The sequence below is a fragment of the Paenibacillus sp. OK060 genome, from assembly GCF_900101205.1.
Taxonomy (GTDB): domain Bacteria; phylum Bacillota; class Bacilli; order Paenibacillales; family Paenibacillaceae; genus Paenibacillus; species Paenibacillus marchantiae.
In genome coordinates this window covers 562,736-587,884 of record NZ_FNFR01000003.1, presented here as the reverse complement: position 1 = coordinate 587,884, position 25,149 = coordinate 562,736, and the positions used below count along the sequence as shown (strand labels likewise).

Here is a 25,149-nt window from a genome sequence, read left to right as displayed (position 1 = left end):
AGATAAGGAGATGATAATCATGTCAAAAGCGGGTACGGTTGCTGCAACTTCCGCCTTACACCTTCTGGAACAATATCGAGAGGGGACGTCCTTTTTCTGGTCTTCACCGCAACATACCCTGTTAGCTCAAGGGGAACAGATCCGATGGTCTGCCATGGAGGTATCGGAAGGGAATACAACGGATTCCATGGGCGCGGTTAATGTTACTGAACAAAAGCGGAAGGAAGAAACGCAGCTTTTCATTAACCGGATGGAGCAGTTGATGGAAAAGGCGAGACGCTCGGGCCAAACGAAACCGATTGTGGTCGGCGCCATTCCGTTCGATCCGATACATTCTTCTGCAGAGCTATTCGTACCAGAAAAGATCCAATGGGCTGAACCCCTATCCCCGGACTCCAGAGCATTGGTGGAAAAACGTCCAGCCGCGGTGGGTTGCGCGGTACGTGAAGAACCTGCCGGAGCCATATTTCAGCAAAGCGTAAACAACGTTTTGATGGATCTGAATCAAGGCGATCTCCACAAAGTTGTGTTATCCCGTACGCTGCATGTGACTTCACAGACAATTGTGGACACACATCAGTTACTCCGTAATTTGTTCAGGGATAACACACACGGATATACATTTGCTGTTCCGATGACAAAACTCTCTCTAGCAAAAGGTGATATAACAACGAATAAACGCGCTTATGTGGAGGCGGAAAAAGAAACTCATCGGACTTATATCGGAGCGAGTCCCGAATTGCTGGTTACCCGGAAAGGGTCCAAAGTGAGAGCCAATCCACTCGCTGGGTCTGCTGCCCGGAGTGATGATCCGGCTGAGGACCGTCGCCGTGCAAAAGCACTGCTGGCTTCCGCCAAAGATCGCCATGAACATGCAGTAGTCATTGAGGCTGTGGCGGAAGCGCTGCGTCCGTTGTGTAAGCAGCTATCCGTCCCGGCAGAACCCTCCTTGATCCAAACACGAACCATGTGGCACTTATCTACGGAAATTCACGGGGAGCTTGCTGATGTGAACACATCATCACTGGAACTTGCGTTTGCTCTCCACCCTACACCAGCAATTTGTGGAACGCCTGTACAGGCCGCTCGGGAAGCCATCCGAGAACAGGAACCGTTTGAACGGGGATTATTCACCGGCATGGTGGGCTGGTGTGACAGTGAGGGTGACGGCGAGTGGGCTGTAACGATCCGATGTGCGGAAGTGGAAGGGAATACGCTTAAACTGTTCGCTGGCGCGGGTATTGTGGCAGGTTCTACAGCCGAAGCGGAGCTGGCAGAGACCTCAGCGAAATTCGGAACAATGCTGCTCGCCATGGGTTTGGATTCATCTGTGTCCAGTATGAAGGAGGAATGAATGATGCTGTCAGGATTTCAGGCCTGGCCTGAGGAAGTTGCCGAACGTTATCGTCAGGAAGGCTGCTGGGAAGGAATTACGTTTGGAGAAATGCTCCGCCAGCGCGCAGAACTATATGGCAATCGAGTAGCCGTTATCAGTGGTGAACAACAATTAACCTATGCGGAGCTGAACGATCGGGTGGATCGTCTGGCCGCTGGCTTATATGCCAAAGGAATACGACAGCATGATCGAGTTATTATCCAGCTGCCCAATATTACGGCGTTTATCGAGGTGTGTTTTGCCTTATTCCGCATTGGTGCACTGCCTGTATATGCACTTCCCTTACATCGGAAGAGTGAGATTACGTATTTTGCCCGTTTCTCTGAGGCCGTAGCATACGTGATACCTGATCAGGATGGAGGGTTTGATTACCGCACACTGGCCGAAGAGGTTCAGGCAGAGGTTCCGGGACTTCGGCATGTATTCGTGGCGGGAGAAGCGGGGCGATTTACGGCTTTGGAGGATGTTTATACAGCACCAGTCACACTGCCGGATGAGCCAGTTTCTTCGGATGTTGCTTTTCTACAGTTGTCTGGTGGAAGTACCGGGCTGTCCAAAATGATTCCCCGCACTCATGATGACTACATCTATAGTTTGCGGAGAAGTGTGGAAGTCTGCGGACTTACCCCAGATAGTGTCTACCTGGCCGTTCTGCCTATAGCACATAACTATCCCATGAGCTCACCCGGCTTTCTGGGTACGCTGTATGCGGGTGGAACCATTGTACTGTCACGCGGGTCCAGCCCGGATGAAGCTTTTCCACTAATTATGCGCCATAAGGTAACCATAACGGCTCTTGTACCACCACTTGCACTCATATGGTTGAATGCGGCGGCTACCCGGGGGATTAAACTTCCTTCACTTGAGGTGCTTCAGGTTGGTGGAGCCAAATTCAGCGCCGAGGTGGCTGCACGTGTTCAACCCGTCCTAGGCTGCACCTTACAGCAAGTGTTCGGCATGGCGGAGGGGCTGGTGAACTACACCCGTCTGGATGATCCGTTGCATGTCATTGTTAACACTCAGGGCAAGCCGATGTCTCCGTATGACGAAGTACGAATTGTGGATGACGAGGACATGGATGTGGAACAGGGACATTCGGGGCATTTACTGACACGAGGGCCTTATACAATTCGTGGTTATTACAAGGCTGAGGAGCATAATGCCAGATCGTTTACCACGGACGGTTTCTATCGTACCGGAGATATTGCCAGTCTTACGGCTGATGGATATCTCGTTGTGGAAGGACGGGCGAAGGATCAAATCAACCGTGGCGGTGACAAAGTGGCTGCCGAGGAAGTGGAAAATCATCTGCTGGCCCATCCTGCCGTACATGATGCGGCATTAGTATCCATGCCGGATGAATATCTGGGCGAGCGCTCCTGTGCATTTATCGTGCCGAGCGGTGAAGCTCCGTCAGCTGCCGAAGTGAAATCTTTTCTGCGTAACCGGGGCCTGGCGAGCTATAAAATACCGGATCGGATTGAGTTTGTGCAGTCTTTTCCCAAAACTCAAGTTGGCAAAGTAAGCAAAAAGGCGTTGCGTGAGATGATTACGGCTAAACAGCCCATATCCTGATTGTAACGACTGATAGATAGCACTACAGCGCAGTGATGAACATGATTGTGATAAATAAAGCTGAAAAGAGGGATATTCATGGCACTTCCAAAGATTCAACCCTATGCAATGCCTGTAGAGTCGGAGCTTCCTGTCAACAAGGTAACATGGACACCGGATACGAAGCGCTCGGTACTCCTGATCCATGATATGCAGCAATATTTTATGAACGCCTTTACGGCAGGGCAATCCCCTGTTGTGGAGCTGATCGATCATATTTCACAACTTCGTTCAAAGTGTCATGAGCTGGGCATTCCGGTGGTCTACTCCGCACAACCGGGCGGACAGACTCCGGAGCAGCGTGGGTTACAGCTGGACTTTTGGGGTGCGGGAATTGATGGAGGACCTGTGCAAAAAGAAATTATTGATGCGCTCGCACCCGCTCCCCAGGATACGTTCATGACCAAATGGCGATATAGCGCCTTCCAGAAAACAGAACTGTTCGAACTAATGCAGCGGGATGGTCGTGATCAACTGATCGTCTGCGGCATTTATGCTCATATCGGATGTCTGATGACCTCTTGCGAAGCCTTTATGAGAGACATTCAGGCGTTCCTGGTGGCGGATGCAGTAGCTGATTTTTCGGTGGAAAAACATCGCATGGCCCTGACGTATGCAGCAGAACGGTGCGCGGTAACACTGACAACCGGACGTTTACTTGAATCTCTAAATGATTCTGCCGCTGACGGAAATGAAGGAGCACTGAAATCCGAAGTGGGTGAGCAAGGGGAGCGCTCCTATGCTGCATCTGCTCAGGTGGCTGTATTGGAGGCTGAGCAGCAAACGGCATCCGCAGCAGAGCCAATTCAGGACGGAAGTCATGGCGTTGAACAAGTCACGTTGGAAGCATTGAGAAATCAGGTTGGAGAGATGCTCCAGGAGCAGCCTGGCAACATTGGAGAGCACGATGATCTGATTCAGATGTGGGGACTGGATTCCATTCGTATTATGAGTCTGGCTGAGCGCTTTCGAGTGGAAGGAGCGGGGGTAACGTTCGTGGATCTGGCGGAGCTGCCTACATTGGCTGCATGGGCAGCATTGCTTGATAAGGCCCAAAATAAGGTGCTTCCGAACGGAGACTACTTTTGAGCGGGGCCGTGCATACGTCGCACAGTCGGGACACGGCTTGGCCCCTGTCCTCTGCACAGTCAGGCATCTGGTTCGCTCAGCAGTTGAATCCGGACAATCCGATGTACAATACCGCCGAGTATGTGGTCATCGAGGGTAGTGTAGACACCGGACGATTCGAAGAAAGTGTGCGACAGACCGTTTCGGAAGCAGAATCGCTGAATATGGTTTATGGCGAAAATGAACAAGGTCCATGGCAGTCTTTGAACAGCAACCCGGATCATTGGACATTTCATGTCATCGACGTGAGGGAGGAACCGGAGCCCCACACAGCAGCACTGGCCTGGATGAAAAATGATCTGGCCAATCCCGTCAATCTGGCGACAGGTCCACTCTTCACGGAGGCATTGTTCCAGCTGAGCCATGATTGTTATTACTGGTACCAGCGCATCCATCATATCGCGATTGACGGATACGGCGTTTCGCTGATTACCCGCAGGGTGGCGAGCCTATACTCTGCAAGGGTAAGAGGAGAAGGTGTAGATCAAGTCCAGCAGGGGGCGTCGTTTGGCTCATTGACGGCTGTACTTCAGGAAGACGAGGCTTATCTTGGCTCCGTGGACAAAGAGCAGGATCGTCAGTTCTGGATGGATCGATATGCTGATGAACCGGATGTTGTCAGTCTGGGGGAACGGGCTCCGCGAACCTCTACCTACTTCCTGAGACAGAGCGGTCTGCTTACACAGCCGCAGCGCGAGCAAATGCAGGCGGCAGCGGCAAGGTTCGGTGTGACCTGGCCGGATTTGTTTGTAGCGGCAACAGCCATTTACGTACACCGAATGACAGGGGCGACCGATGTTGTGCTGGCCCTGCCCGTGATGTGCCGATTGGGATCAACATCCTTGCGGGTTCCGGGTATGGTCATGAATGTACTTCCGCTGCGTATCAACGTAGATTCAAATCTGACCGTGTCAGAGTTGCTGAAACAGGTTGTCCAGGAGATTCGGGCGGTACGCAAGCATCAACGCTATCGGCACCAGGATCTGCGGCGTGATCTGAAGCTGCTTGGAGAGAATCGTCGCCTGTTCGGACCCATGATTAATGTCATGCCATTCCACCATGAATTAAACTTTGCAGGGCAGCGCGGCATGATTCACAACCTGTCCACGGGCCCGGTAGACGATCTGTCCATTCATGTGGTGGACCAAGGGCATGGTCATGGGCTGAGTATTGATTTTGATGCGAATCCGTCTATCTACAATGATTCCGAACTGCAGAACCATCAGCTTCGTTATATGCAGCTGCTGAACTTGGTAATGCAGGAAGGCATGGAGACGGTGGGACGACTGGACTTGCTGCTCCCTGCCGAACGTGAACAAGTATTGGTGACATGGAATGGAACGGGAGGGGTGACGGCCGATAGCAATTCAGCAGCACTGTTTGAACAGCAGGTCCGCCGCACACCTTCTGCAACGGCGCTGACATTCGAAGGGGAGTCCCTGACATATGCGGAGCTGAATGAACGAGCGAATCAGTTGGCTCATGAATTGATACAACGATATCAGGCAGGACCGGAACAGCGGGTGGCCATTGCTCTGCCTCGTTCGCTCGAAGTGGTCATCGCCATTGTGGCTGTCCACAAAACGGGGGCCGCCTATGTGCCGCTTGACCCTGACTATCCCGAAGAGCGTCTGATCTACATGTTGGCTGATGCCAAGCCTGCTTGTGTGGTGACGGTGATGGACCATGTTTCCAGTCTACCGACAACATCCAGTGTACCGATGATGATCATGGATGAACCGAATACTGCTACGGCAGTGAGTCGCCGGCCTGGAAGTAATCCCGAAGGTGATGATTCGACAAGTACAGCTTCTCTGCTCAATCCTTCGTATATTATCTACACTTCAGGCTCCACAGGTAAGCCCAAGGGCGTAGCCGTAACCCATTTGGGGCTGGCGAATCTGCTTGAGGATATGAAGACGAGACTACAGGTTGGTCCGCAGGACCACTGGCTGTCGGTGACTACGATTGCTTTTGACATATCCGTACTGGAAGTATTTCTGCCGCTTACGACGGGTGCCCGGCTGGATATTGCACACAAAGAGACGATTCTTGATCCGGTAGCTCTGGCTGGGAAGATGAGAGAGCTGGGAACCACCATCATGCAGGCTACGCCTACGTTATGGCAGTCTTTGGTGACGAGCCGCCCAGGACGATTCGATGGGCTAACCGTGATTACCGGAGGAGAGGCGCTGACGGAGGAACTGAAGCTTTCTTTGCAGGAATTGGGGTGTCACGTCAATAACCAGTACGGCCCAACCGAGACAACCATTTATTCCACGGCTGCCTCGTTCGGCACAGGGGTGATGGGGAAACCGTCGATTGGTGGTCCGGTTCGCAACACACAGCTATATGTGCTGGATCAAGGCTTAAAGCCAGTACCCTCGGGTGTAGTAGGGGAACTCTATATCGCAGGCGAAGGGCTTGCGCGCGGGTATTTGGGCAGGCCTGATCTGACCGCAGAACGCTTTGTAGCCAATCCCTTCGGTCAGCCAGGCAGTCGGATGTACCGTACAGGAGATTTGGCGAAATGGCTGCCGGATGGTTCTATCGATTATTTGGGTCGTGCAGATCATCAGATCAAAATTAGAGGTTTCCGGATAGAACTGGGCGAGATTGAATCGGTAATCTTCAGGTATCCTGGCGTAGCTCAGGTCACGGTCATGGCTCGCGAAGACCAACCGGGAAACCAGCGATTGGCAGCGTACGTAGTGGGTGAGTCTGAACTCGAGAATCGTATGGATCTGGCAGAACTAAGAGCTTACGTGGCGGATGCGTTGCCGGATTACATGGTGCCTGCTGCATTCACACTACTGCCCGAGATGCCGTTGACACCGAATAAAAAGATCGATCGCAAACAGCTTCCTGTGCCTACTTTGCTGTCCAATGCCAATGGACGGGAGGCGCGCACGCCACAAGAAGAAATTCTGTGCAGTCTGTTCGCTGAGATTCTTGGTGTTGGTCGTGTGGGCATTGACGATGATTTCTTTGAACTGGGTGGGCACTCCCTGCTGGCTGGACGAATTACAGCACGTATCCGTGATGTATTCGGTGCAGATCTAACGATTGGCAGTGTATTTGAAGCTCCAACCGCCGCAGGCCTAGCCAAACGATTGGATCAGGCGAAATCGGTGAGACCTGTTATTCAGCCTGTTTCACGTCAGGGGGAGCTTCCGCTCTCCTTTGCCCAGCGGAGGTTGTGGTTCATGTATTGTCTGGAAGGCGCCAATCCGACGTATAACATTCCGCTGGTTGCCCGGTTGGCCGGGAAGCTGGATACGGATGCTCTGGAGAACGCCCTGCAGGATATTGTAGACCGTCATGAGACATTACGAACGTTGTATCCGCCTGAAATGGGTTCTGCGAGCCAGCATATTCTGAATGCTGCTGACGTCAAAGTGAAATTGAATATAACCGCTGCTACGGAGCAGGAGCTTCCCGAGCTTCTGACAGAAGCGTCACGCTACAGTTTCCAGCTTTCCACTGAACCAGGCATTCGTGCCGAGTTGTTCAGAATCGGCGCTGATGAGCATGGGCTGTTGTTGCTGCTGCATCATATTGCCGGGGATGGATGGTCATTGTCACCGCTCATCCGCGATCTGTCGGTGGCTTATGCATCACGCTTGCGGGGTTCTTCACCTGCCTGGGAGCCGCTGCGCATTCAATATGCCGACTATGCGGTGTGGCAGGAGAGATTGCTAGGGAATGAGAACCAGCAGGACAGTCTGATTGCAAGACAGATGGAATTCTGGAGCAACCAGCTGGCCCATTTACCGGAGCAGGTTACATTCCCTACGGATTACGCACGTCCAGTCGTGTCCAGTTATCGCGGTGGGTCAGTGCCTTTTACGATCAGTCAACGTTTGCATGAGCAATTGATGATCATCGCACGTGAGAATAAAGTCAGCCTGTTCATGGTGCTGCACTCGGCACTGTCCTTGCTGCTTACCCGAATGGGTGCAGGAACGGATATCGCGATAGGAACACCGATTGCCGGACGGAGCGATGATGCGCTGGATGAAGTCGTGGGTATGTTCATTAACACCCTTGTGCTGCGCACAGATACTTCAGGTGATCCAACATTCCGTGAGCTGCTGGCTCGTGTGCGGGAAGTCGACCTGGCTGCATATGAACATCAGGATCTGCCCTTTGAACGGTTGGTTGAAGTATTAAATCCGCCTCGGTCGCGTTCCAAACATCCGCTGTTCCAAGTGATGCTTGTTCTGCAAAATACACCGGATATTCGTCTTGATCTACCGGATATTGCGGCGGAAACCCGCATTCATGGTGTGGGTTCATCCAAATTTGATCTAACCCTTGAGCTGACAGAGCAGCGTGAGCATAACGGGTCTCCAGGCGGAATTGAAGGTGTGCTGGAATATAGTGCAGATCTCTTCCGGGAGTCTACTGCAGGTGAACTTGTGGTCCGATTGATGCAGGTGCTTGAAGATGCAGTGCAGCAGTTGGATGAGCGAATCAGCAGATTTCATGTCGTGACCCCAACAGAGCAGGCCCAGCTTGAAAAAGAATGGTCCTTTACGCTGAGTGAGGATGCACAACTGACCATAGCCGAGCGCTTTGAAATACAAGCAGCGGCTCATCCGGAAGCGACTGCCATGACCTGTGAGGATATCACCTTGAATTACAGGGAGCTGAATGCAAGAGCCAATCAGCTTGCCAGATTACTGATCGCTCAAGGCGTGGCACCGGAACAAATGGTAGCACTGGCCTTGCCTCGTTCTGTTGAAATGGTTGTGGGCATTCTCGCCGTGCTAAAAGCAGGGGCCGCTTATCTGCCGCTTGACCCCAATTATCCGGCAGATCGGTTGACACATATGCTGACAGATGCAGCACCGAAAGTAATGGTAACGAGTACAGAGGTATACACCTTGCTTCCGCAGGTGGCAGAAATTCAGTGTATTAATATGGACGATTTGCATACTTTGCAGCAATTGGAGATGCTGGATGATCGAAACCCTGCAGATAGTGAACGCAATGGGCGTGTAACACCTCTGAGTCCGGCTTACATGATCTATACCTCGGGTTCGACAGGCAAGCCCAAAGGGGTCGTTATTCCGCATGCCAATGTCATCCGTTTATTGGATGCCACGCAGCACTGGTTCCATTTTGACGCGAGTGATGTGTGGACCTTGTTCCACTCCTATGCATTTGACTTCTCCGTCTGGGAAATCTGGGGACCGCTGCTGCATGGAGGGAGATTAGTCGTTGTTCCTCATGAGATCAGCCGTTCACCTGGAACGTTCCTGCAGTTGCTTGCTGAGCAAAAGGTGACCGTATTGAACCAGACGCCATCCGCATTCTATCAACTCATGCAGGCTGACCGAGAAAATCCGGCTTGGGGACAGCAGTTTGCACTCCGTTATGTCATTTTTGGAGGCGAGGCACTGGAGCTTGGGCGCTTGGATGACTGGTATGAACGCCACGCTGATGATGTGCCAAAACTCATCAATATGTATGGCATCACTGAGACGACGGTTCATGTCAGCTACCAGGAACTGCATGCAGGCAGTTCTACGGAAGGCGCGAGCAGCTGGATTGGATGCGCCATACCGGATCTTCGGGTATATGTGTTGGATGATCAGCTTGAGCCTGTACCAACAGGAGTAACAGGAGAGATGTATGTAGCCGGAGAGGGTCTGGCTCGTGGTTATTGGAATCGACCTGATCTTACAGCTGAGCGATTCGTTGCTGATCCATACGGTCCACCAGGCACACGTATGTACCGGACAGGAGATCTGGCGAAGCGTTTGCATGATGGCTCGCTTGATTATTTGGGGCGGGCGGATCAGCAGGTGAAAATACGGGGATTCCGCATTGAGCTTGGCGAGATTGAAGCGGTGCTGGCAAGGCATTCAAGCGTGGCCCAGGCTGCTGTAATTGTCCGTGAGGACCAGCCGGGGGATAAACGTCTTGTAGCTTATATCGTTCCGGCTTCGGACACAGGGACGATACCGGAATCGACTGCCTTGCGTCGTCATACGTCTGCCAGCCTTCCGGATTATATGGTTCCATCTGCGGTTGTAGCGATGGAGAGCCTGCCGCTTACAGCTAATGGAAAGCTCGATCGCAAGGCACTACCCGCACCGGAAATGCAATTAACGACAGGTGGCAGAGCGCCTCGCAACCCGCAGGAGGAGATCCTCTGTGATTTGTTTGCCGAAGTATTGGGCATGCGGAGTGTGAGTATTGATGACAGTTTCTTCGAGCTGGGTGGCCATTCGTTACTGGCTGTTCGCTTGATGAGCGGCATTCGTGAAGCGATGGGAAGGGAGCCGGGCATCGGCATTTTGTTCGAAACAGCTACCGTAGCGGGACTAGCGGAGCGACTGGAGATGGATTCGGATTCCGGAAAAAGCTCGCTTCAAGTGCTGTTGCCGCTCAGAACGCATGGGGAGCATCTGCCTATATTCTGTGTCCATCCTGCAGGAGGACTTAGCTGGTGTTATGCTGGGCTGATGAAACATCTGGGCATGGAATATCCGCTCTATGGGTTACAGGCCAGAGGAATTGCTGAGTACGAGGAACTTCCGTCTACACTGGAAGATATGACAGCAGACTACATCCGCCATATCCGCTCGGTACAGCCTGAGGGACCTTACCGTCTGCTTGGCTGGTCTCTCGGAGGCAATGTTGCGCAGGCCATGGCGGTGCAGCTGCAATCGGAAGGGGAAGAAGTGGAGTTTCTCGCCATGCTGGATGCGTATCCGAGCCACTATCTGCCGATTCGCGGAGAACCGGATGAGGAAGAAGCCTTAACGGCATTACTGGCATTGGGTGGTTATGATCCGGACAGCATTGGAGATGGGCGGCTGGATATGGCAACGGCTATGCGCATATTGCGCAGTGAGGGCAGTGCGCTGGCAAGTTTGGATGAAGAAACGATCATGAAGCTGCGGAAGACCTATGAAAATTCCGTACGGATTTTGGGGGCCTACACGCCATCCCGATTCGAGGGGGATCTGATCTTCTTCCGATCCACCATTATTCCTGACTGGTTCGACCCGATTGAACCGGAAATGTGGAATGCGTACATCGGGGGCCGTTTGGAACGTCATGATATCGCTTGCCGTCACAAAGACCTCTGTCAGCCTGGGCCTCTGGAGGAAATCTGCCGAACACTGGCCGCCAAGCTTGAAGAGCTGAACAAGCGTGAAATTCAACATAAATAGGAGGATAAGGCGATGAGCAACCCATTTGAATATGAAGACAGCAACTATCTGGTGTTAATCAATGAGGAGGGGCAATACTCCCTCTGGCCTGCATCCCTTGAAGTACCCGCAGGTTGGACCGTGATGCTTGGCAAGGCCAAGCGCCGGGTGTGTCTCGATTATATCGCCGAGCAATGGACAGATCTGAAACCGTTAAGCCTCTGTGATGAAATCGGTATGCCTGGAGCCGTTCATGAGGCTAGCAGATGAAATTCGGTCTGAATCCCAAGGTCATTGTCATCATCGTCTATGTGTTAGCGATGTTTATGGTGGCTATGGATGGAACGGTCTTGAACGTAGCATTACGAACCATTAGTGAGGAGCTGGGGATTCCCCCGGCTGCTTCGGGTACCTTGAATGTGGGGTATTTGGTGAGTTTGGCTGTATTCCTGCCTGTCGCCGGGTGGCTCGGTGATCGATGGGGAACGAAACGAGTTTTCTTATCGGCACTGGCACTGTTTACGGTATCCTCTGCATTGTGTGCGACGGCCGATCAATTAAGTACGCTGACGTTCTTTCGCATTTTGCAGGGTGCAGGGGGTGGTCTGCTTACTCCTGTAGGGATGGCGATGCTGTTTCGAACCTTTCCTCCCCAGGAACGGGCCAAGGTATCTCGAATGCTCGTACTGCCCATCGCGCTGGCCCCGGCCCTAGGGCCGATTGTGAGCGGATTGATTGTGGACCAGCTCTCTTGGCGATGGATCTTCTATGTGAATCTACCCGTAGGCATTCCAGCGGTAATCTTCGGAATGATTTATCTGAAGGAGCACAAAGAACAGGGAGCCGGTCGACTGGATGTACCGGGGTGGTTATTATCTGCCCCAGGACTCGCTCTGACGATGTACGCTCTTAGTCAGGGTCCACTGCGAGGGTGGACTTCCCCTCTTATTATTGGAGCTGGTCTGACGGGAATCATCCTGCTCACGTTGCTTGTGTTTGCCGAACTGCGCGCGAAGCAGCCTTTGCTTGATCTCCATTTGCTGAAAGACCGTTTATTCCGCTATTCGGGTCTGGTGTCGGTATGTGGAGCAGCGGGTCTGCTGGGCATGTTGTATGTATTTCCGCTGATGTATCAAAACGTGCTTAACGCCTCTGCGCTGGAGACAGGACTAACCACATTCCCTGAAGCTCTGGGACTTATGATCGCTTCGCAGCTTGTGCCCTGGACATATCCGCGGCTGGGCCCGCGTAAGCTGATATCCATGGGTTTGATCTGCACGGCGGTGATTTTCATTACGCTTAGTCAGATTACAGTGGATACGAATCCGTGGTTCATTCGTTCATTATTGTTCGGCGTGGGGATCTTCCTGGGGCAGACGGTAGGTGCGGTACAGATTGCTTCTTTTGCCCGAATACCGCCTCCTTCCATGGGACGAGCCTCCACCTGGTTCACGGTGCAAAATCGGCTGGGTTCCGCCATTGGAATGGCTTTATTGTCTGCTGTTCTGGCTGGCGTAGGTACAACGACGGTTACTGCGGCTGGAGCGATGGAGCCGAATATGCTGGCGTACCGTTTGGCTTTACTGGGGGCTGCTGCGTTTTTGTTAATTGGCCTATGTTTTGCCCTGAAAATCAGCGATGCTGATGCGGCAGCAACGATACGAAAATCCAGTGGTCACGGTCTCTTCCGGAGGCAAAAGAAATCTCAACCATTGACGCAGGAATCGTCTGTACAATCGAAAGGTTAAGTCCTGTAGCCTGGCAGTTGAACATGATATCTCTTCAGATCAGGAGTACGTGAATGCAGTCCATTGAATATTAAAAAGTCCCTGGCGGGTTCGCCGGGGACTTTTCGGTATTTCTACATGCGTGCTAGTTCATCAATCTACAATAAAATCTAAATTGCTATGTTTGTTACATTCTTTTCTAAGTTTATGCTGCTCGAGCAATAATCTGATTTCTCTCAAGAACCGCTTGAGACTCAGCATTTGCAGGACGGTAGCCTTTTTCCAGCAATTCTTTAATGTAAATTTTGTTGTAAACGAAGGAGAATACGATTCCACTAACCCAAGCTCCGATGCCCACAGTGAAGACTCCAAGAGCAACACTAATCAAAAACATGATGGCAGCCCATTTCAAATCACCACGGAAAAGCGCAGGAAAAAATCCAAAAAAGAGTGTTGTCCAGCTGAAACCAACCTTAACGTTTTTGGTCACACCTGCATTGTTTTGCAAAAAGATATGCATTTGTCCACTTCCTTCTAAAATAATAAATGGAGAGAGAATCGAGCATTAACAAGTATGTACTGTAGAAAATAGTTATAAATACCTGATCTATATTACCTACTTCTCTTCCTTTTGGTCCTATAGTACCATTAACTGGACAGAATGTTAATCATTTTTTTGAAAATTATGGTTCGGAAAGGGATTAATGCACGTTTTGATAAAATGTAAAAAATGAAGGAGGGGTTTGTAACCCCTCCTTCATAATAATGCTTGATACAACCCTTCGATTGTGATGACATCCGGCTGGGTGGGTAAATCTTCTCCTGCGGAACAAGCTGCTAACATATGACCGTGATCCAGCCGCAGGCTGAGGAATGGATATGCGGCTGCTTCTGGCGAGTGCCAGTTCCCGTCAGCATTGCGGATCATGGAGAATGAATCAAGTGGCATGGACAGGCCCATGCCGACGGCCTTGATGTAGCTTTCCTTCAGCGTCCATAGTCGGTAGAAGGTCTCCAGTTGCATCTCAGCGTGCTCTCTAGCCAGAAATTGGCTCTCTGTGAGAGAGAAGAATCGCTCCGCAATCTTCATGTCGATAGGCGCTATTTTTTCAACATCCACACCCAGAGCAGCGTCACCGCCAGAGATTAAAGCAATCCAATCGCCGGAGTGCGAGACATTAAATTGAACATCAGCATGGTGACTGAGGGAAGGTTTGCCGTATTTGTTACGGGTAAACGAAAGCTCTCCCGGCCTTAGGCCAGTCAACTTGCTCAGCGCCACACGGGTCAACACTTCACCCAGAACAGAGCGATAGGCGTCCGCCTGATGTACAAAACGTGAAGCTTGTCCTCGTCTTTCCTCAGATACTCGCGACAGAAAAAGATTCCAGTATGACTCCGGCAATTCTGCCGGAACTTGAAGAATTTGAATCGTTATCATCATTTATCACCTGACGATGTATTCGGCATGGATTGCACACTTACCTTTATAATCATCGGTTTATCGGGTCTGCGCGTGTCGCTTCATACCTGCTTTGTTCTTTTCCATTCTTCATGTGCAGCCTGTACCCGTCCCCACATTTCTTTGCGTTCCACTTCTGTGTAATTCACCAATGGTTCGTGGAATTTCTCAGCCAATACGTCTTTCCACTCGGTGTAGGTTTGAATTTCCTTTTTGCGGATACCTTCACGGTCATGCGTCCGGAGCATACATCCACGTAGTTCGTTGCTTTGGAGAGCATGCCTCTGACGGAGTAAAAATGTGTTATGCCAAGGCGAATCGGCTGACTGGCTGTAGAATTCATGCTTGGGAATGAACTCCTCCAGGTTGGTAAGCTCTTCGGGAGCGAAGTCGACACCCTCACTTGGCCCGTTCGGCTCATATTCAAGTCGCCATCCGCCAGGAGCTACGGATGAAGGCATTAATGTATACGTAAATGGCGCCGAACCGTAGGTTCCATAACGAAGAGGAAGCGGTTCAAAGGGCATGCCGCCCAGACCGACGTCCACAATCCAACGTTCCACATTCGGGTCTGCATCTGGCAAAGAGACCGACAGACCGAGATGGAACGAGTTCACACGTGGCTGCTCTCCATATGGCTGAACTCCGGCACGATGCCAATGCACCGTATATCCCAGAGAGCGAAGCAGAACGCTGAATGCGCCATTCAGATGAAAACAGTAACCACTGCGGCCTTGCAATATAAGCTGGACCGATTCTTGAAGATCAATGCCCGCAGGCCGACCTGCAAAAATATCGACCGTTTGCCAGGATAGATGCTGCACATGTGCCTGCTGGATTTCGGATAGGAATTCCAGGGTGGGTTCCTTGATATTATGAATGCCTATCCGTTTCAGGTAGGCCTGTATTTCAGATGGAGTCAATGTAACATTCATCCAGATCACCTCGAGTCATGTAGTGGGCGTATTATTAATTGCTGCTGCCCTGAATTCATTGTAAAAGTGAACGGATGAAATGAATACACTGGTTTGGTTCAATTGTACCGGTACAGTTAAAATTCCGTTTTTCTAGAAACGTGTATATTTTCCTCGCATCTCACTGTACTGGATATGAATTCGGTTTTCAGGGTGAGCGTCTGTTGTATAAAGGACGATGAGGAATAGCCACTCGAGCGGTTTCATCAATAGATAGACGATATCGGCGGTCCATTTGGAACGAATATGTTTACTAATTGGATATCCATAGCGATTGTACAAACCTCGAACTAAGCCATGGAACCGCGGTGTATACTGCTCCATAACATGCTCGAATGCGTTGGCGATCATGAGTTGCCGGTTAACGTGAATGATGTGGCCATGTCGTATGCCTGCTCGCACGGGTTTGACCCATTTTTGATGTCCACCGGCTGCAACTGTACATAGATAGTGCCCATCACCGGGAATCATATTTGGCGGTGGAGCCGGCAGTCTGGAGTAATTGAAGCTGCTGGTATCCAGAAATACGCGAATGGCGCTATCCGGGCGTTGTCCAAACAGAACAAGGATCAATTGTATAACAAGCTGTATGGGAAACATCAGAATGGTCCACACGATCGGGGCGGAATGAAAGCGAATGATAGACCGGTATAGCAGTCGTTGCCATTTTGGTAAATGCTCCATATCCATAGACGTTTGATATTTAACCAGAGTAGCCTCGATAAAGCCATCCCATGAACGTTTCAACCGACCAATATAAAGGAAGATAAGTGATAGATAGCTGCTCTGCAACAGAAGTACAGCAAACATCAAGAACATACCCGTCTCGGTGTACCAAGCAATGCTAGTATGCGTGATATAGACGATACCCCAAACGATATTTAATACAAGGATACTATTGCATAAGGTGTAAATGATCGGTGAGAGCTTACCTGGACGTGTGAACATTGCTAAATAAGCGAGCAAGCCAAGCAATAACGTGACCAAAAGGACAAGAAGACTACGGTGATCCAGCGTGGCGTAATTGGATGCCATCAGGCCGGAGTCTTCATACATGGATAAGGGTTTTCCTCCCTGAACACCCATACTGTCTATTGCAAGACCTGCTGCGAAAAGCAATAGAGTGATGGTCAGAAAAATAAATTCGAACACCTTGAGAAGTTTTCGGCCATTTTCCGAAGCCTTTTTCAGGAAACTATTCAACATAATCCACCCGGAGGCAGCAGGAAGGATCAGGAAGAGTCCTATGATTTGAATCGTTGCATACAAAATATTTCCTCCTTCGATAGCAGTATCGTCTATTGTAGGTTAGAAGACTTTATATGGCAATAATGACCATTATAGAAAAAATGCGACATCGTATTGAGATGATTCTAGGTTTATTACCTATATATAGTAAGTAACAGTAAAGGTTACGCATACACATCTTTCCATCAATGGGAGCGTTATTTCTTTTTCTTGGTATGTTAACCGTTTGGAGTGGATATAGGTTAGAATATAGATAGAAAGCAAGATTAGGAGATGGAAAAAATGGCTAATGATGAAGTGATTTTGACACAGGAAGGCTTGGAAAAGCTGGAGGACGAACTGAGGGAATTAAAGACGGTGAAGCGTAAGGAACTGGCGGCGCGTCTGAAACTCGCGATCAGTTACGGTGACCTGAAGGAAAATAGTGAGTATCATTCAGCCAAAGATGATCAGGCTTTTATGGAAACCCGCATTTTGATTCTGGAGAAAATGCTGACCAAAGCAAGAGTCATCACTTCGGACAATATCGACTCGAACAAAGTAAGCATTGGCTCAACTATTCTGCTTAATGATATCGAATTCGCCGAGAAGATTGAATACATGCTGGTTGGTCCGGCCGAGGCGGATGTTGCTGATAACAAAATATCGTACGAAAGCCCGCTTGGCAAAGAACTGATGGGCAAAGAAGTAGGCAGTGTCATTCATGTCAATGCGCCTATGGGCATTATCAAATATGAGTTGCTTGAAATTAAAATTTAATGGGAATAAAGGTGTTTCGGCAACCATGGAAATGGCTGTTGGAACACCTCTTTTTTATTCTTGCAAAATAATATTCAGCTACGTTTTTTTCGTCCATCCAGAATTTCACGGGTCATGGCAAATACAACCCAGAGCAGGATCACGATATGGATCATCGCAATGGAAATACCCATGCTGTACATCAAGTCATTGGTCAGTCCCGAACCGTGCATGCTAAAGCTCGCTCCATGTCCTCCGCCAAAGTTACCATGCTCACCACCGATGCGAGATAGCCCTTCCTCAGCTCCAAAGTCGCCACCAGAGCCCGTGCTCATGATCATGGCAATATTTACGTATGTAGTCAGGGAGAAGGTGATTGCAGCGTACATCCATTTACGTTCAAAGAACGGAACTAGAACCAAGAATAACAAAGCAGGTATGCTGTAACGCTCATGAATTTCCGTTGGCAGCATAAAGAAGGCGAGATTCACCGCTGCACCTGCAATGAGCAGGGATGGAATACGAATTTCCTTAATCAGCAGTAGATAGGCCGCTACTCCAACCACGGCAATGGCAAGCAGCAGCAGACCAAACATTTTATACGTTACTATGCCAAACAACACCGTAGCATCGCTGGTTCCCGGATCACCAAGCAGGTGATACCAGATATTCATGGCGTTCAGCGAAAGCTGCGGATACATATTAACGGCGCTTCCGTAGGCGTTGGATAGCATGGTGCCGAGGGTTCCGTTTGCAGCAAAATAGAGAAGCACAGGCAGGATAGCCATCATTAATCCTGCTACAAATAGAAACGTGCCGCGAAATCGCCTGTGATAAAGCTGGCGTAGTAATACAATACCGATCACCGGAACAATGACAATCGCCTGAAACTTTGCCAGCAGGGCAACGGAGAACAATACACCCGCCAATAGAGGATTACATAGCAGCAGAACGGTAGACAGCACCATTAATGTACTGTGCAGGATGTCGATCTGTCCCCACATGGCGCTGTCGACCAGCAGACCGGGGTTGAAGGAAAGAACTGCAAGCAGCACCAAACGTTTGCCAGAGCTTAGCTTTTTGAATGTAAGAGTCAAGACCGCCAAGGACAGCATATCAAAGGCGATAGGCAGTATTTTCATGGACAGATTGCCAGCTGAGGCGGTTATGCCGAGCCCACCCAGTATCCAGCGGTACAACCCCAGAATGAAGATAAACAATGGGGGATAGTTCTGATCTTTTCCATACAGGTATGATTCACGAACCCCGTATTGGTGGACGGCATTCATCCAATCGACGAACAGGGACTGATCTCCGATATAACCCCTGAATTGTGTTCCAAGGTACAAACGCAGCAATAGACCGCCAGTGAAAATTAGAGCCGCATACAGCCAGAAATGCCTGTTCCATCGGGTATTTGGATCTCTGTAGCTCAGTGTGTTCATCCTTCTCCTCCTCAGCATGGGCGATTGAGATTGGTGCAAGTATAGGTGACCAAGCTGAAAAAGGGATGAATTTTGGGTCATGTTTTAATTGGATGGAAGCTTAAAGTTTGCTGAAAGCCAAGGAAGTGAAAAGATGTATCATGCAATAGATGGAGAGAGGGTCCTGTGAACAGGACCCTCTCTTTTTATGGTTTGGTGGTAGTTTGGGGTTAATGGGGAAGGCGATTAGCTGGCTTGGTTACATTGCTCGGTTACTTGCTGTTTGGCATAGGTATGGAGTGTTTCAGTCAGTTTGCTGGAATCCACGCCTTTTTCTTTGGCAATCGCAGTTAACGTTTTTCCATTCTTCAGTTGGGTTTGCAGCTCATCTGCGGATGTGTTGAACAACTGGGCAGCCTTGGCCAAATAACCGCTGTCCTTGAATTGCTGCTGCTCTGTGGTTAAAGTACCGGTCGTGTTTTTCCAGGACTCATTCAGTTGAGAAGTGACCCAGCTTTTTTCTTTGGTTACGACAGTATTAATGACTTTGCTCTTGTCTACGCCCTGATCCTTGGCAATATCAACGATGGATTTACCAGCCTTGATTTGCTGATTCAACTCCGTTTGCGACAGGTTGAGTGCAGATGCCGCGGCAGATTTATTCAGACTAGTCAGGTTATTGGATGACGTGGTATCCGTTGATTTTGCTGTAGCCGCAGCCGTCTTGGATGTGGTTGAAGTGGTCGTAGACGTTGTTGTTACCGTCGTTACGGTGGTCACTTTTTTGGTCAGGGAATTATTCAGCTGCTTGGTCAGGTCTGTCTTGATAGAAGCCACTTTGGCTTGCGTGAGCTTGCCGGACTTCTGATCACTTGCGAGCTTGGTCAGCTGTGGCTGCAACAAGGCGTTAGTTACTTTAGTTGTGCTGACGCCCTTTGTTTTAGCCAGATCCGCCAACGTTTTACCAGCCTGGAATTGCTTTTGCAATTCCGTTTTGCTCAGGCCGAGTACTTTTTGCAGCGATGTATTGGAGCACAGGGAGTTCTGATCCAGACTGATATTATATCCATTCGAACTCACCTTGGCATTCGTTGCAGCAGAGACTTGAGTTACAGCGGTCGGGGTGGCGGCAAATACTGAAGCCGATGTGGCAGAGAAGATCATCGTTGCACCCAGCATGGCAGGAATCCATTTTTTCATTGTACATTCACTCCTAATTTTGATTTATTTTTTGTTGCACCCTTACTGTAATCCCGAAAGGTGAAAAAACGGAGAAAGACAGACTGGGGTATTTTTACAAACGCGATGTATTGGACACGGACCATCTGGAAGTGCGAGAATGTTTGAAAATTAAACCGGGCAGGGTTGGCGTGCTCGTCTTTATCACATACTGCTTCTTAGGAGGTTCACATTGACTACACACCGCATACTGCTTGCTGAAGATGATTCCTTGTTGGGTGAGTTGATTGTTCATATGTTGGAGAAAACCGGCTTTGGGACTGTAGAATGGGTGGAAAATGGGGAAGACGCCTATCACTATTGCATGGATTCTCATTATGATGTGGCTGTACTGGACTGGATGCTGCCTGGATGGACAGGGCTATCCGTATGCAAGAAATTAAGAGAGAACGGCTATGCTGGAGCAATCCTGATGTTAACCGCCAAGGATGCGCTGTGTGACCGGGTTCAAGGATTGGATGCAGGAGCAGACGATTATCTGGTGAAGCCATTTGAATTGGAAGAGCTTCAAGCCAGGCTGAGAGCCTTGTGTCGCCGTAATTATGCACCGCTGCTGGAAGAGGTTGCTGAGCTGGATGGTCTGTATCTGAATCGTTCCAGCCTGACGCTGAGTATGGAAGAGGAGGTCATCCAGTTAAGCCCTCGTGAATTTCAGATGCTGGATCTGCTGTTACGGAACAAGAGCGCTACTCTCAGCCGCGAATTAATCCTGGAACGGATCTGGGGGTACGACTCGGACGTTTCGACCAAAATTGTGGATGCCACGATAAAGCTGCTGCGCAAAAAGCTTGAGCTATTCAACAAACAACACCTGATCCATAGCATCCGAGGGGTGGGCTACAAGCTTGAATAATAGAAAACGAATAGGTAGAGACGAACAAGGCATCCACCCAGGAAGAACTAAAGAAAATTTGTTCGGTCGTACGCAGGGTCGACTTACCCTCACATACAGCAGTCTGACGATTGTGCTGCTTGCACTATTTGTAGGCGTGGTCTATGTTCTGTTATCTTACATTGTCATCAATGGTCAGAAGGATAATCTTCTCTCTCTCGTTGCGGTTGAGCGGGCTTTGGTGGAAAAGAATATGCAAGAAGGCAAGGCCGGAGATACGCTGGATAATCGAAGGTTATGGGGATCGGGCAGTGACCAGTTCTTCTATTATGTCCTCGGTTCGGACGGCAAAGTGATCTCAGGCAATGAAATGTTCCCGGGGATGCGTTCAGACCTTCTGGGGCTTGTACAGGACTGGAAACCACGTGCCAAGGAGATTAAGGAGGTAAGCCTGAGCGTTCCCGCAGATGTATTGGATAACGGAGAGGAAGATGCTGCACCCGTTGCACCATCGACTCTCCATCTGATGGTAACCGGCCAGAATGTGCTGACCAAGAATGGTCCAGAAATGACGCTCTATGCGGGTATTAATGTAACGCCGCAATACAAACTGCTGCACAGGCTGCTAATGCTGCTAATTTTATTGGCGATTCTGTTTGTATTTATTGCCTGTCTCATCGGTTGGCTGATGTCCCGTAAAGCGATGGTTCCTATTGTGAAATCCTACAATCGACAACGTGAGTTTGTAGGAGATGCTTCTCATGAGCTGCGCACTCCGCTGAGCGTGCTGCTGGCATCCGTTAACGCCCTTGAGCTGGAGCTTGGACAGGACGCACCTTCTTTTGCCAGAAGAACCCTTTCCAACATGAAAGATGAGATCAGGCGAATGACACGTATGGTGCAAGATCTACTCGTTCTGGCACGGTCTGACTCGGATGAGCTTGAACTGGTCAAGCGGGATTTCGATTTTCGTCCGATTGCCGAAAAGACGATGCAATCCATTCGGCGTCTCAAAGCGGCAAAGGGCATTCGAATGGAGCTGGAAGGGCCTGATAAGATGGTTCTCAATGGCGATCCGGAGAAACTGAGACAGGTACTGACCATTTTGCTGGATAATGCTGTGAAGTTTACTCCACGGGGTGGGGAGGTTCGCGTGGTGCTGTCGGATCGGGATAAAGATGGACGTCCTATCTTCCATTTGTCTGTAGCAGATACGGGCGTTGGCATCAGGCCGGAGGATGTGGAGCGAATCTTCGATCGCTTTTATCGTGGGGACAAATCACGTACACGTGGTCCGGGAGGACACGGTTTAGGGCTTGCGATTGCGAAGTGGATAGTGGAAGCCCATCATGGTCAGATTGCTTTGTTAAGCGAAGAAGGCAAAGGCAGCATATTTAATGTAGACATTCCTGTAAATAAATAACATTTCGATTAATTTCGATTTTCGAATGACCTGAGTGGATGACTGTTATATAATAACGGAAAATCTTAGAACAGATGGAGTAGATATAATGAATTTCAGTAAGTCCAGTAATTCCAATTTGAATCAAGACGAACCGGGCAAAGGTGAACGCTTCTCACAGGCCGGATTTATCCTGGCTGCCATTGGTAGTTCAGTGGGCCTCGGCAACATGTGGAAGTTTCCTTATATTACGGGAGAGAATGGGGGAGCGGCGTTTTTCCTGCTCTTTATCGTTTGTCTCCTGTTGATTGGTCTGCCTGTATTGCTGGCTGAACTTGCGATTGGTCGTAGCGGCAGAGGTAGCGCGGCAACAGCCTTTATCAAGGCAGGTGGGCAAAAAGGGTGGCTTGCGGCTGGTTTGCTGCAAGTATTGACGCCGTTTATCATTCTTTCCTTTTATGTCATCATTGCAGGCTGGACGCTGCAATACGCAGTGACGTCATTCAGCGGCACGCTGTATAACAATCCTGACTATGCTGGGCAATTTGGTGACTTTGTAGGCGGTTATATGCCGATTGTGTGGCAGCTGATCTCAGTTCTGATTACAGGCTGGATCGTAGCCAAAGGGGTATCGAATGGGATCGAGAAGTTTAACAAAGTGCTGATTCCAGCGATGCTCGTTCTGCTCATTATCCTGATGGTTCGTGCAGTGACTTTGCCAGGAGCTGGTGCGGGAGTTTCCTTCTTCCTGAATCCTGACTTCTCGCAGCTTACGACTGAATCTGCGCTTGTTGCGCTTGGACATGCTTTCTTCTCCCTATCGCTGGGTATGGGTATTCTCGTGACATACGGTTCATATGTTGATAAAAATCAATCGCTCGGTGCAGCAACCATTGCTGTCGGTGCGGGTGACTTGATCTATGCATTCATTGCCGGTCTGATCATATTCCCAACGACATTCTCCTTCGGGATTGCACCAGATCAGGGCCCGTCGCTGATCTTTGTGGCTCTGCCTGCAGCCTTCTCGGCTATGCCGCTGGGCTTCGTGTTTGGTGGGTTGTTCTTCGTGCTTCTAGCGATTGCGGCGTTAACTTCGGCTGTATCCTTGCTGGAAGTTCCGGTGAAATATTTCATGGAGAGACTATCCTGGAGCCGGAGTCGTTCGGTATGGACCATCTCACTTGCGGTCTTCATCGTTGGGCTTCCTTCGGTATTGTCGCTCGGGTTATTCCCTGAATGGAAGATTGGCTCGAAGAGTGTGTTCGACTGGATGGACTTTATGGCGTCCAACATTTTACTTCCGATTGGTGGATTGCTCGTTACTATTTTTGCCGGATACTTCTGGAAAAAGGCAGCCGAAGCTTCCGGCCTGCGTGCAGGCTGGTTCCGGGTATGGCTGTTCATGCTGCGTTATATAGCGCCAATCCTGGTGCTTCTGGTTCTGCTGCACACCTCCGGTATTATTCACTTCTAAACGGTTGGGAATTGAAGTGGAGAAGTAAGCTACTGTGCAGATTTGCCATTGATAAAACCTCTTGGAAGAAATGCAAAAGCCCTTGTGTTCCCTCGTCAATTTTGGGACAATACAGAGTAGAGGTTTTTTCGATAGACCGATAAGCCATATGCTTTTTGCGAAAAGAGGACAATAACATGATTAAATCATCCATATATGGATTAACATTAGAGCAACTACGTGACTGGCTGCCGGAGCACGGACAGAAGAAATCCCGTGCTTCCCGCATCTGGGAATGGTTATATCAGGAGCGTGTGCACGATTTTACAGACATGACGGACGTGCGTCAGGAATGCCTGGATGTCATTTCCGAGCACTTCACGATGAACTCGCTGAGTGAACATGTGAAGCAGGAATCCGCAGACGGCACCGTGAAATTTCTGCTGCGTATGCAGGACGGTAATCTGATTGAAACGGTCTTAATGCGCCAAAAATACGGTCTCACTGTATGTGTAACTACTCAAGTGGGATGTAACATTGGTTGCAGCTTTTGCGCGAGCGGGCTGATCAAGAAGAGCCGCGATCTGTCCGGTGGTGAGATTGTGGAACAGATTATGCATGTACAACAGTATCTTGATGCAGCTGGTCAAGGCGAGCGGGTAACTAACGTGGTCGTAATGGGAATTGGCGAGCCGTTTGACAATTTCCAGAACATGACTGACTTTATTGAAGTGATCAAGCATCGTAAAGGACTGGCGCTTGCGGCCAAACGGATCACCGTATCCACGAGTGGGCTGCCTGACAAGATCAAGGAATTTGCAGACAGCAGTCTGCAGGTTAATCTGGCGATCTCCCTGCACGCACCGAATAACGAACTGCGGACACATATCATGAAGATCAACCGGGCCTTCCCGATTGAACAATTGATGGATGCAGTGGATTATTACCTGGCTACGACGAACAAGCGTATTATGTTTGAGTATATTTTGCTTCGGGACGTTAACGATCAGCGTGAACATGCGGCCGAACTGGCTGAACTGTTGTCCAGCCGCAAGAGTATGGTCAGTATTAACCTGATTCCGTACAATCCGGTGGATGAGCACAGTCAGTATCAACGGAGTACGGAAGAGTCCATTCTGGGCTTCTATGATACATTGAAAAAGAATAACATTAACGCAACTGTACGCATGGAACATGGTACCGATATCGATGCGGCCTGCGGACAATTGCGCAGTAAACAGATGAAAAATAACGCCGCCGAATCTCAGCCAGGTCGTCTGGCTTTGGGATAAGGATGCAAGAGAAGAAGTCAGGTTAACGCCTGGCTTCTTTGTCACGTTATT

The 25,149-nt window shown here is 49.8% G+C and carries 17 protein-coding genes; 11 read left to right on the top strand and 6 right to left on the bottom strand.

Annotated features, from left to right (window positions below):
• The first annotated feature begins 19 nt into the window (after positions 1–19).
• From dhbC to BLS14_RS14245, 6 genes are all read left to right on the top strand, one after another.
• Positions 20–1,354 carry an isochorismate synthase DhbC gene (gene dhbC / locus BLS14_RS14270; protein WP_090952435.1) on the top strand — a complete coding sequence of 445 codons (1,335 nt, stop codon included), beginning with the start codon at positions 20–22 and terminating at the stop codon, positions 1,352–1,354.
• Positions 1,355–1,357: 3 nt separating this feature from the next.
• On the top strand, positions 1,358–2,971 hold the full coding sequence (locus BLS14_RS14265) for a (2,3-dihydroxybenzoyl)adenylate synthase (protein ID WP_090952673.1): 1,614 nt from the start codon (positions 1,358–1,360) through the stop codon (positions 2,969–2,971).
• A 78-nt stretch (positions 2,972–3,049) separates the two neighbouring features.
• Entirely contained in the window at positions 3,050–4,099 is a 1,050-nt protein-coding gene (locus tag BLS14_RS14260) for an isochorismatase family protein (RefSeq protein ID WP_090952434.1), read from the top strand.
• On the top strand, positions 4,096–11,328 hold the full coding sequence (locus tag BLS14_RS14255) for an amino acid adenylation domain-containing protein (RefSeq protein WP_256336466.1): 7,233 nt from the start codon (positions 4,096–4,098) through the stop codon (positions 11,326–11,328). The genes BLS14_RS14260 and BLS14_RS14255 overlap by 4 nt, the downstream gene beginning before the upstream one ends.
• Positions 11,329–11,340: 12 nt before the next feature.
• Positions 11,341–11,577 carry an MbtH family protein gene (locus BLS14_RS14250; protein WP_072733826.1) on the top strand — a complete coding sequence of 79 codons (237 nt, stop codon included), beginning with the start codon at positions 11,341–11,343 and terminating at the stop codon, positions 11,575–11,577.
• A complete protein-coding gene (locus BLS14_RS14245; protein WP_090952431.1) occupies positions 11,574–13,055 on the top strand; it encodes an MDR family MFS transporter in 1,482 nt (493 codons plus the stop codon). Before BLS14_RS14250 ends, BLS14_RS14245 begins: the two co-directional genes overlap by 4 nt.
• 184 nt (positions 13,056–13,239) lie before the next feature.
• Here the strand turns inward: BLS14_RS14245 and BLS14_RS14240 are convergent, their stop codons facing one another.
• The 4 genes from BLS14_RS14240 to BLS14_RS14225 all read right to left on the bottom strand — a co-directional run bounded on the left by BLS14_RS14240 (position 13,240) and on the right by BLS14_RS14225 (position 16,739).
• A complete protein-coding gene (locus BLS14_RS14240) occupies positions 13,240–13,554 on the bottom strand; it encodes a hypothetical protein (RefSeq protein WP_024629712.1) in 315 nt (104 codons plus the stop codon).
• 237 nt (positions 13,555–13,791) lie between these two features.
• Positions 13,792–14,475 (bottom strand): 4'-phosphopantetheinyl transferase family protein, encoded by a 684-nt coding sequence (locus BLS14_RS14235; RefSeq protein ID WP_176854526.1) that lies wholly within the window; start codon positions 14,473–14,475, stop codon positions 13,792–13,794.
• A gap of 83 nt (positions 14,476–14,558) precedes the next feature.
• Entirely contained in the window at positions 14,559–15,431 is an 873-nt protein-coding gene (locus BLS14_RS14230) for an arylamine N-acetyltransferase family protein (RefSeq protein WP_090952425.1), read from the bottom strand.
• A 132-nt stretch (positions 15,432–15,563) separates the two neighbouring features.
• Positions 15,564–16,739: a DUF6688 domain-containing protein gene (locus BLS14_RS14225; RefSeq protein ID WP_090952422.1), complete on the bottom strand. Its 1,176-nt coding sequence runs from the start codon at positions 16,737–16,739 to the stop codon at positions 15,564–15,566.
• 261 nt (positions 16,740–17,000) lie between these two features.
• On the opposite strand from BLS14_RS14225, the gene greA reads away from it, so the two are divergent.
• A complete protein-coding gene (gene greA, locus BLS14_RS14220; RefSeq protein ID WP_063565893.1) occupies positions 17,001–17,477 on the top strand; it encodes a transcription elongation factor GreA in 477 nt (158 codons plus the stop codon).
• A 74-nt stretch (positions 17,478–17,551) separates the two neighbouring features.
• Here greA and BLS14_RS14215 read toward each other — a convergent pair whose 3' ends face one another.
• Together BLS14_RS14215 and BLS14_RS14210 are read right to left on the bottom strand one after the other, a co-directional pair.
• On the bottom strand, positions 17,552–18,901 hold the full coding sequence (locus BLS14_RS14215) for a hypothetical protein (RefSeq protein WP_090952420.1): 1,350 nt from the start codon (positions 18,899–18,901) through the stop codon (positions 17,552–17,554).
• Between the two features lie 225 nt (positions 18,902–19,126).
• The gene (locus BLS14_RS14210; RefSeq protein WP_090952417.1) at positions 19,127–20,080 is read right to left on the bottom strand and encodes a hypothetical protein; all 954 of its coding nucleotides are present in this window, start codon (positions 20,078–20,080) and stop codon (positions 19,127–19,129) included.
• Positions 20,081–20,291: 211 nt separating this feature from the next.
• Here BLS14_RS14210 and BLS14_RS14205 point away from each other — a divergent pair, with 211 nt between their 5' ends.
• The 4 genes from BLS14_RS14205 (at position 20,292) to rlmN (ending at position 25,098) form a co-directional block, all read left to right on the top strand.
• Positions 20,292–20,972: a response regulator transcription factor gene (locus tag BLS14_RS14205; RefSeq protein WP_079697558.1), complete on the top strand. Its 681-nt coding sequence runs from the start codon at positions 20,292–20,294 to the stop codon at positions 20,970–20,972.
• Positions 20,965–22,374, top strand: a complete 1,410-nt coding sequence (locus BLS14_RS14200; RefSeq protein ID WP_143021543.1) for a sensor histidine kinase — start codon at positions 20,965–20,967, stop codon at positions 22,372–22,374. Before BLS14_RS14205 ends, BLS14_RS14200 begins: the two co-directional genes overlap by 8 nt.
• An 88-nt stretch (positions 22,375–22,462) precedes the next feature.
• Positions 22,463–23,827, top strand: coding sequence for a sodium-dependent transporter (locus BLS14_RS14195; RefSeq protein ID WP_063565896.1), 1,365 nt, complete (start codon positions 22,463–22,465; stop codon positions 23,825–23,827).
• A gap of 176 nt (positions 23,828–24,003) precedes the next feature.
• Positions 24,004–25,098, top strand: a complete 1,095-nt coding sequence (gene rlmN, locus BLS14_RS14190) for a dual-specificity RNA methyltransferase RlmN (RefSeq protein ID WP_090952410.1) — start codon at positions 24,004–24,006, stop codon at positions 25,096–25,098.
• The last annotated feature ends 51 nt before the right edge of the window (positions 25,099–25,149 follow it).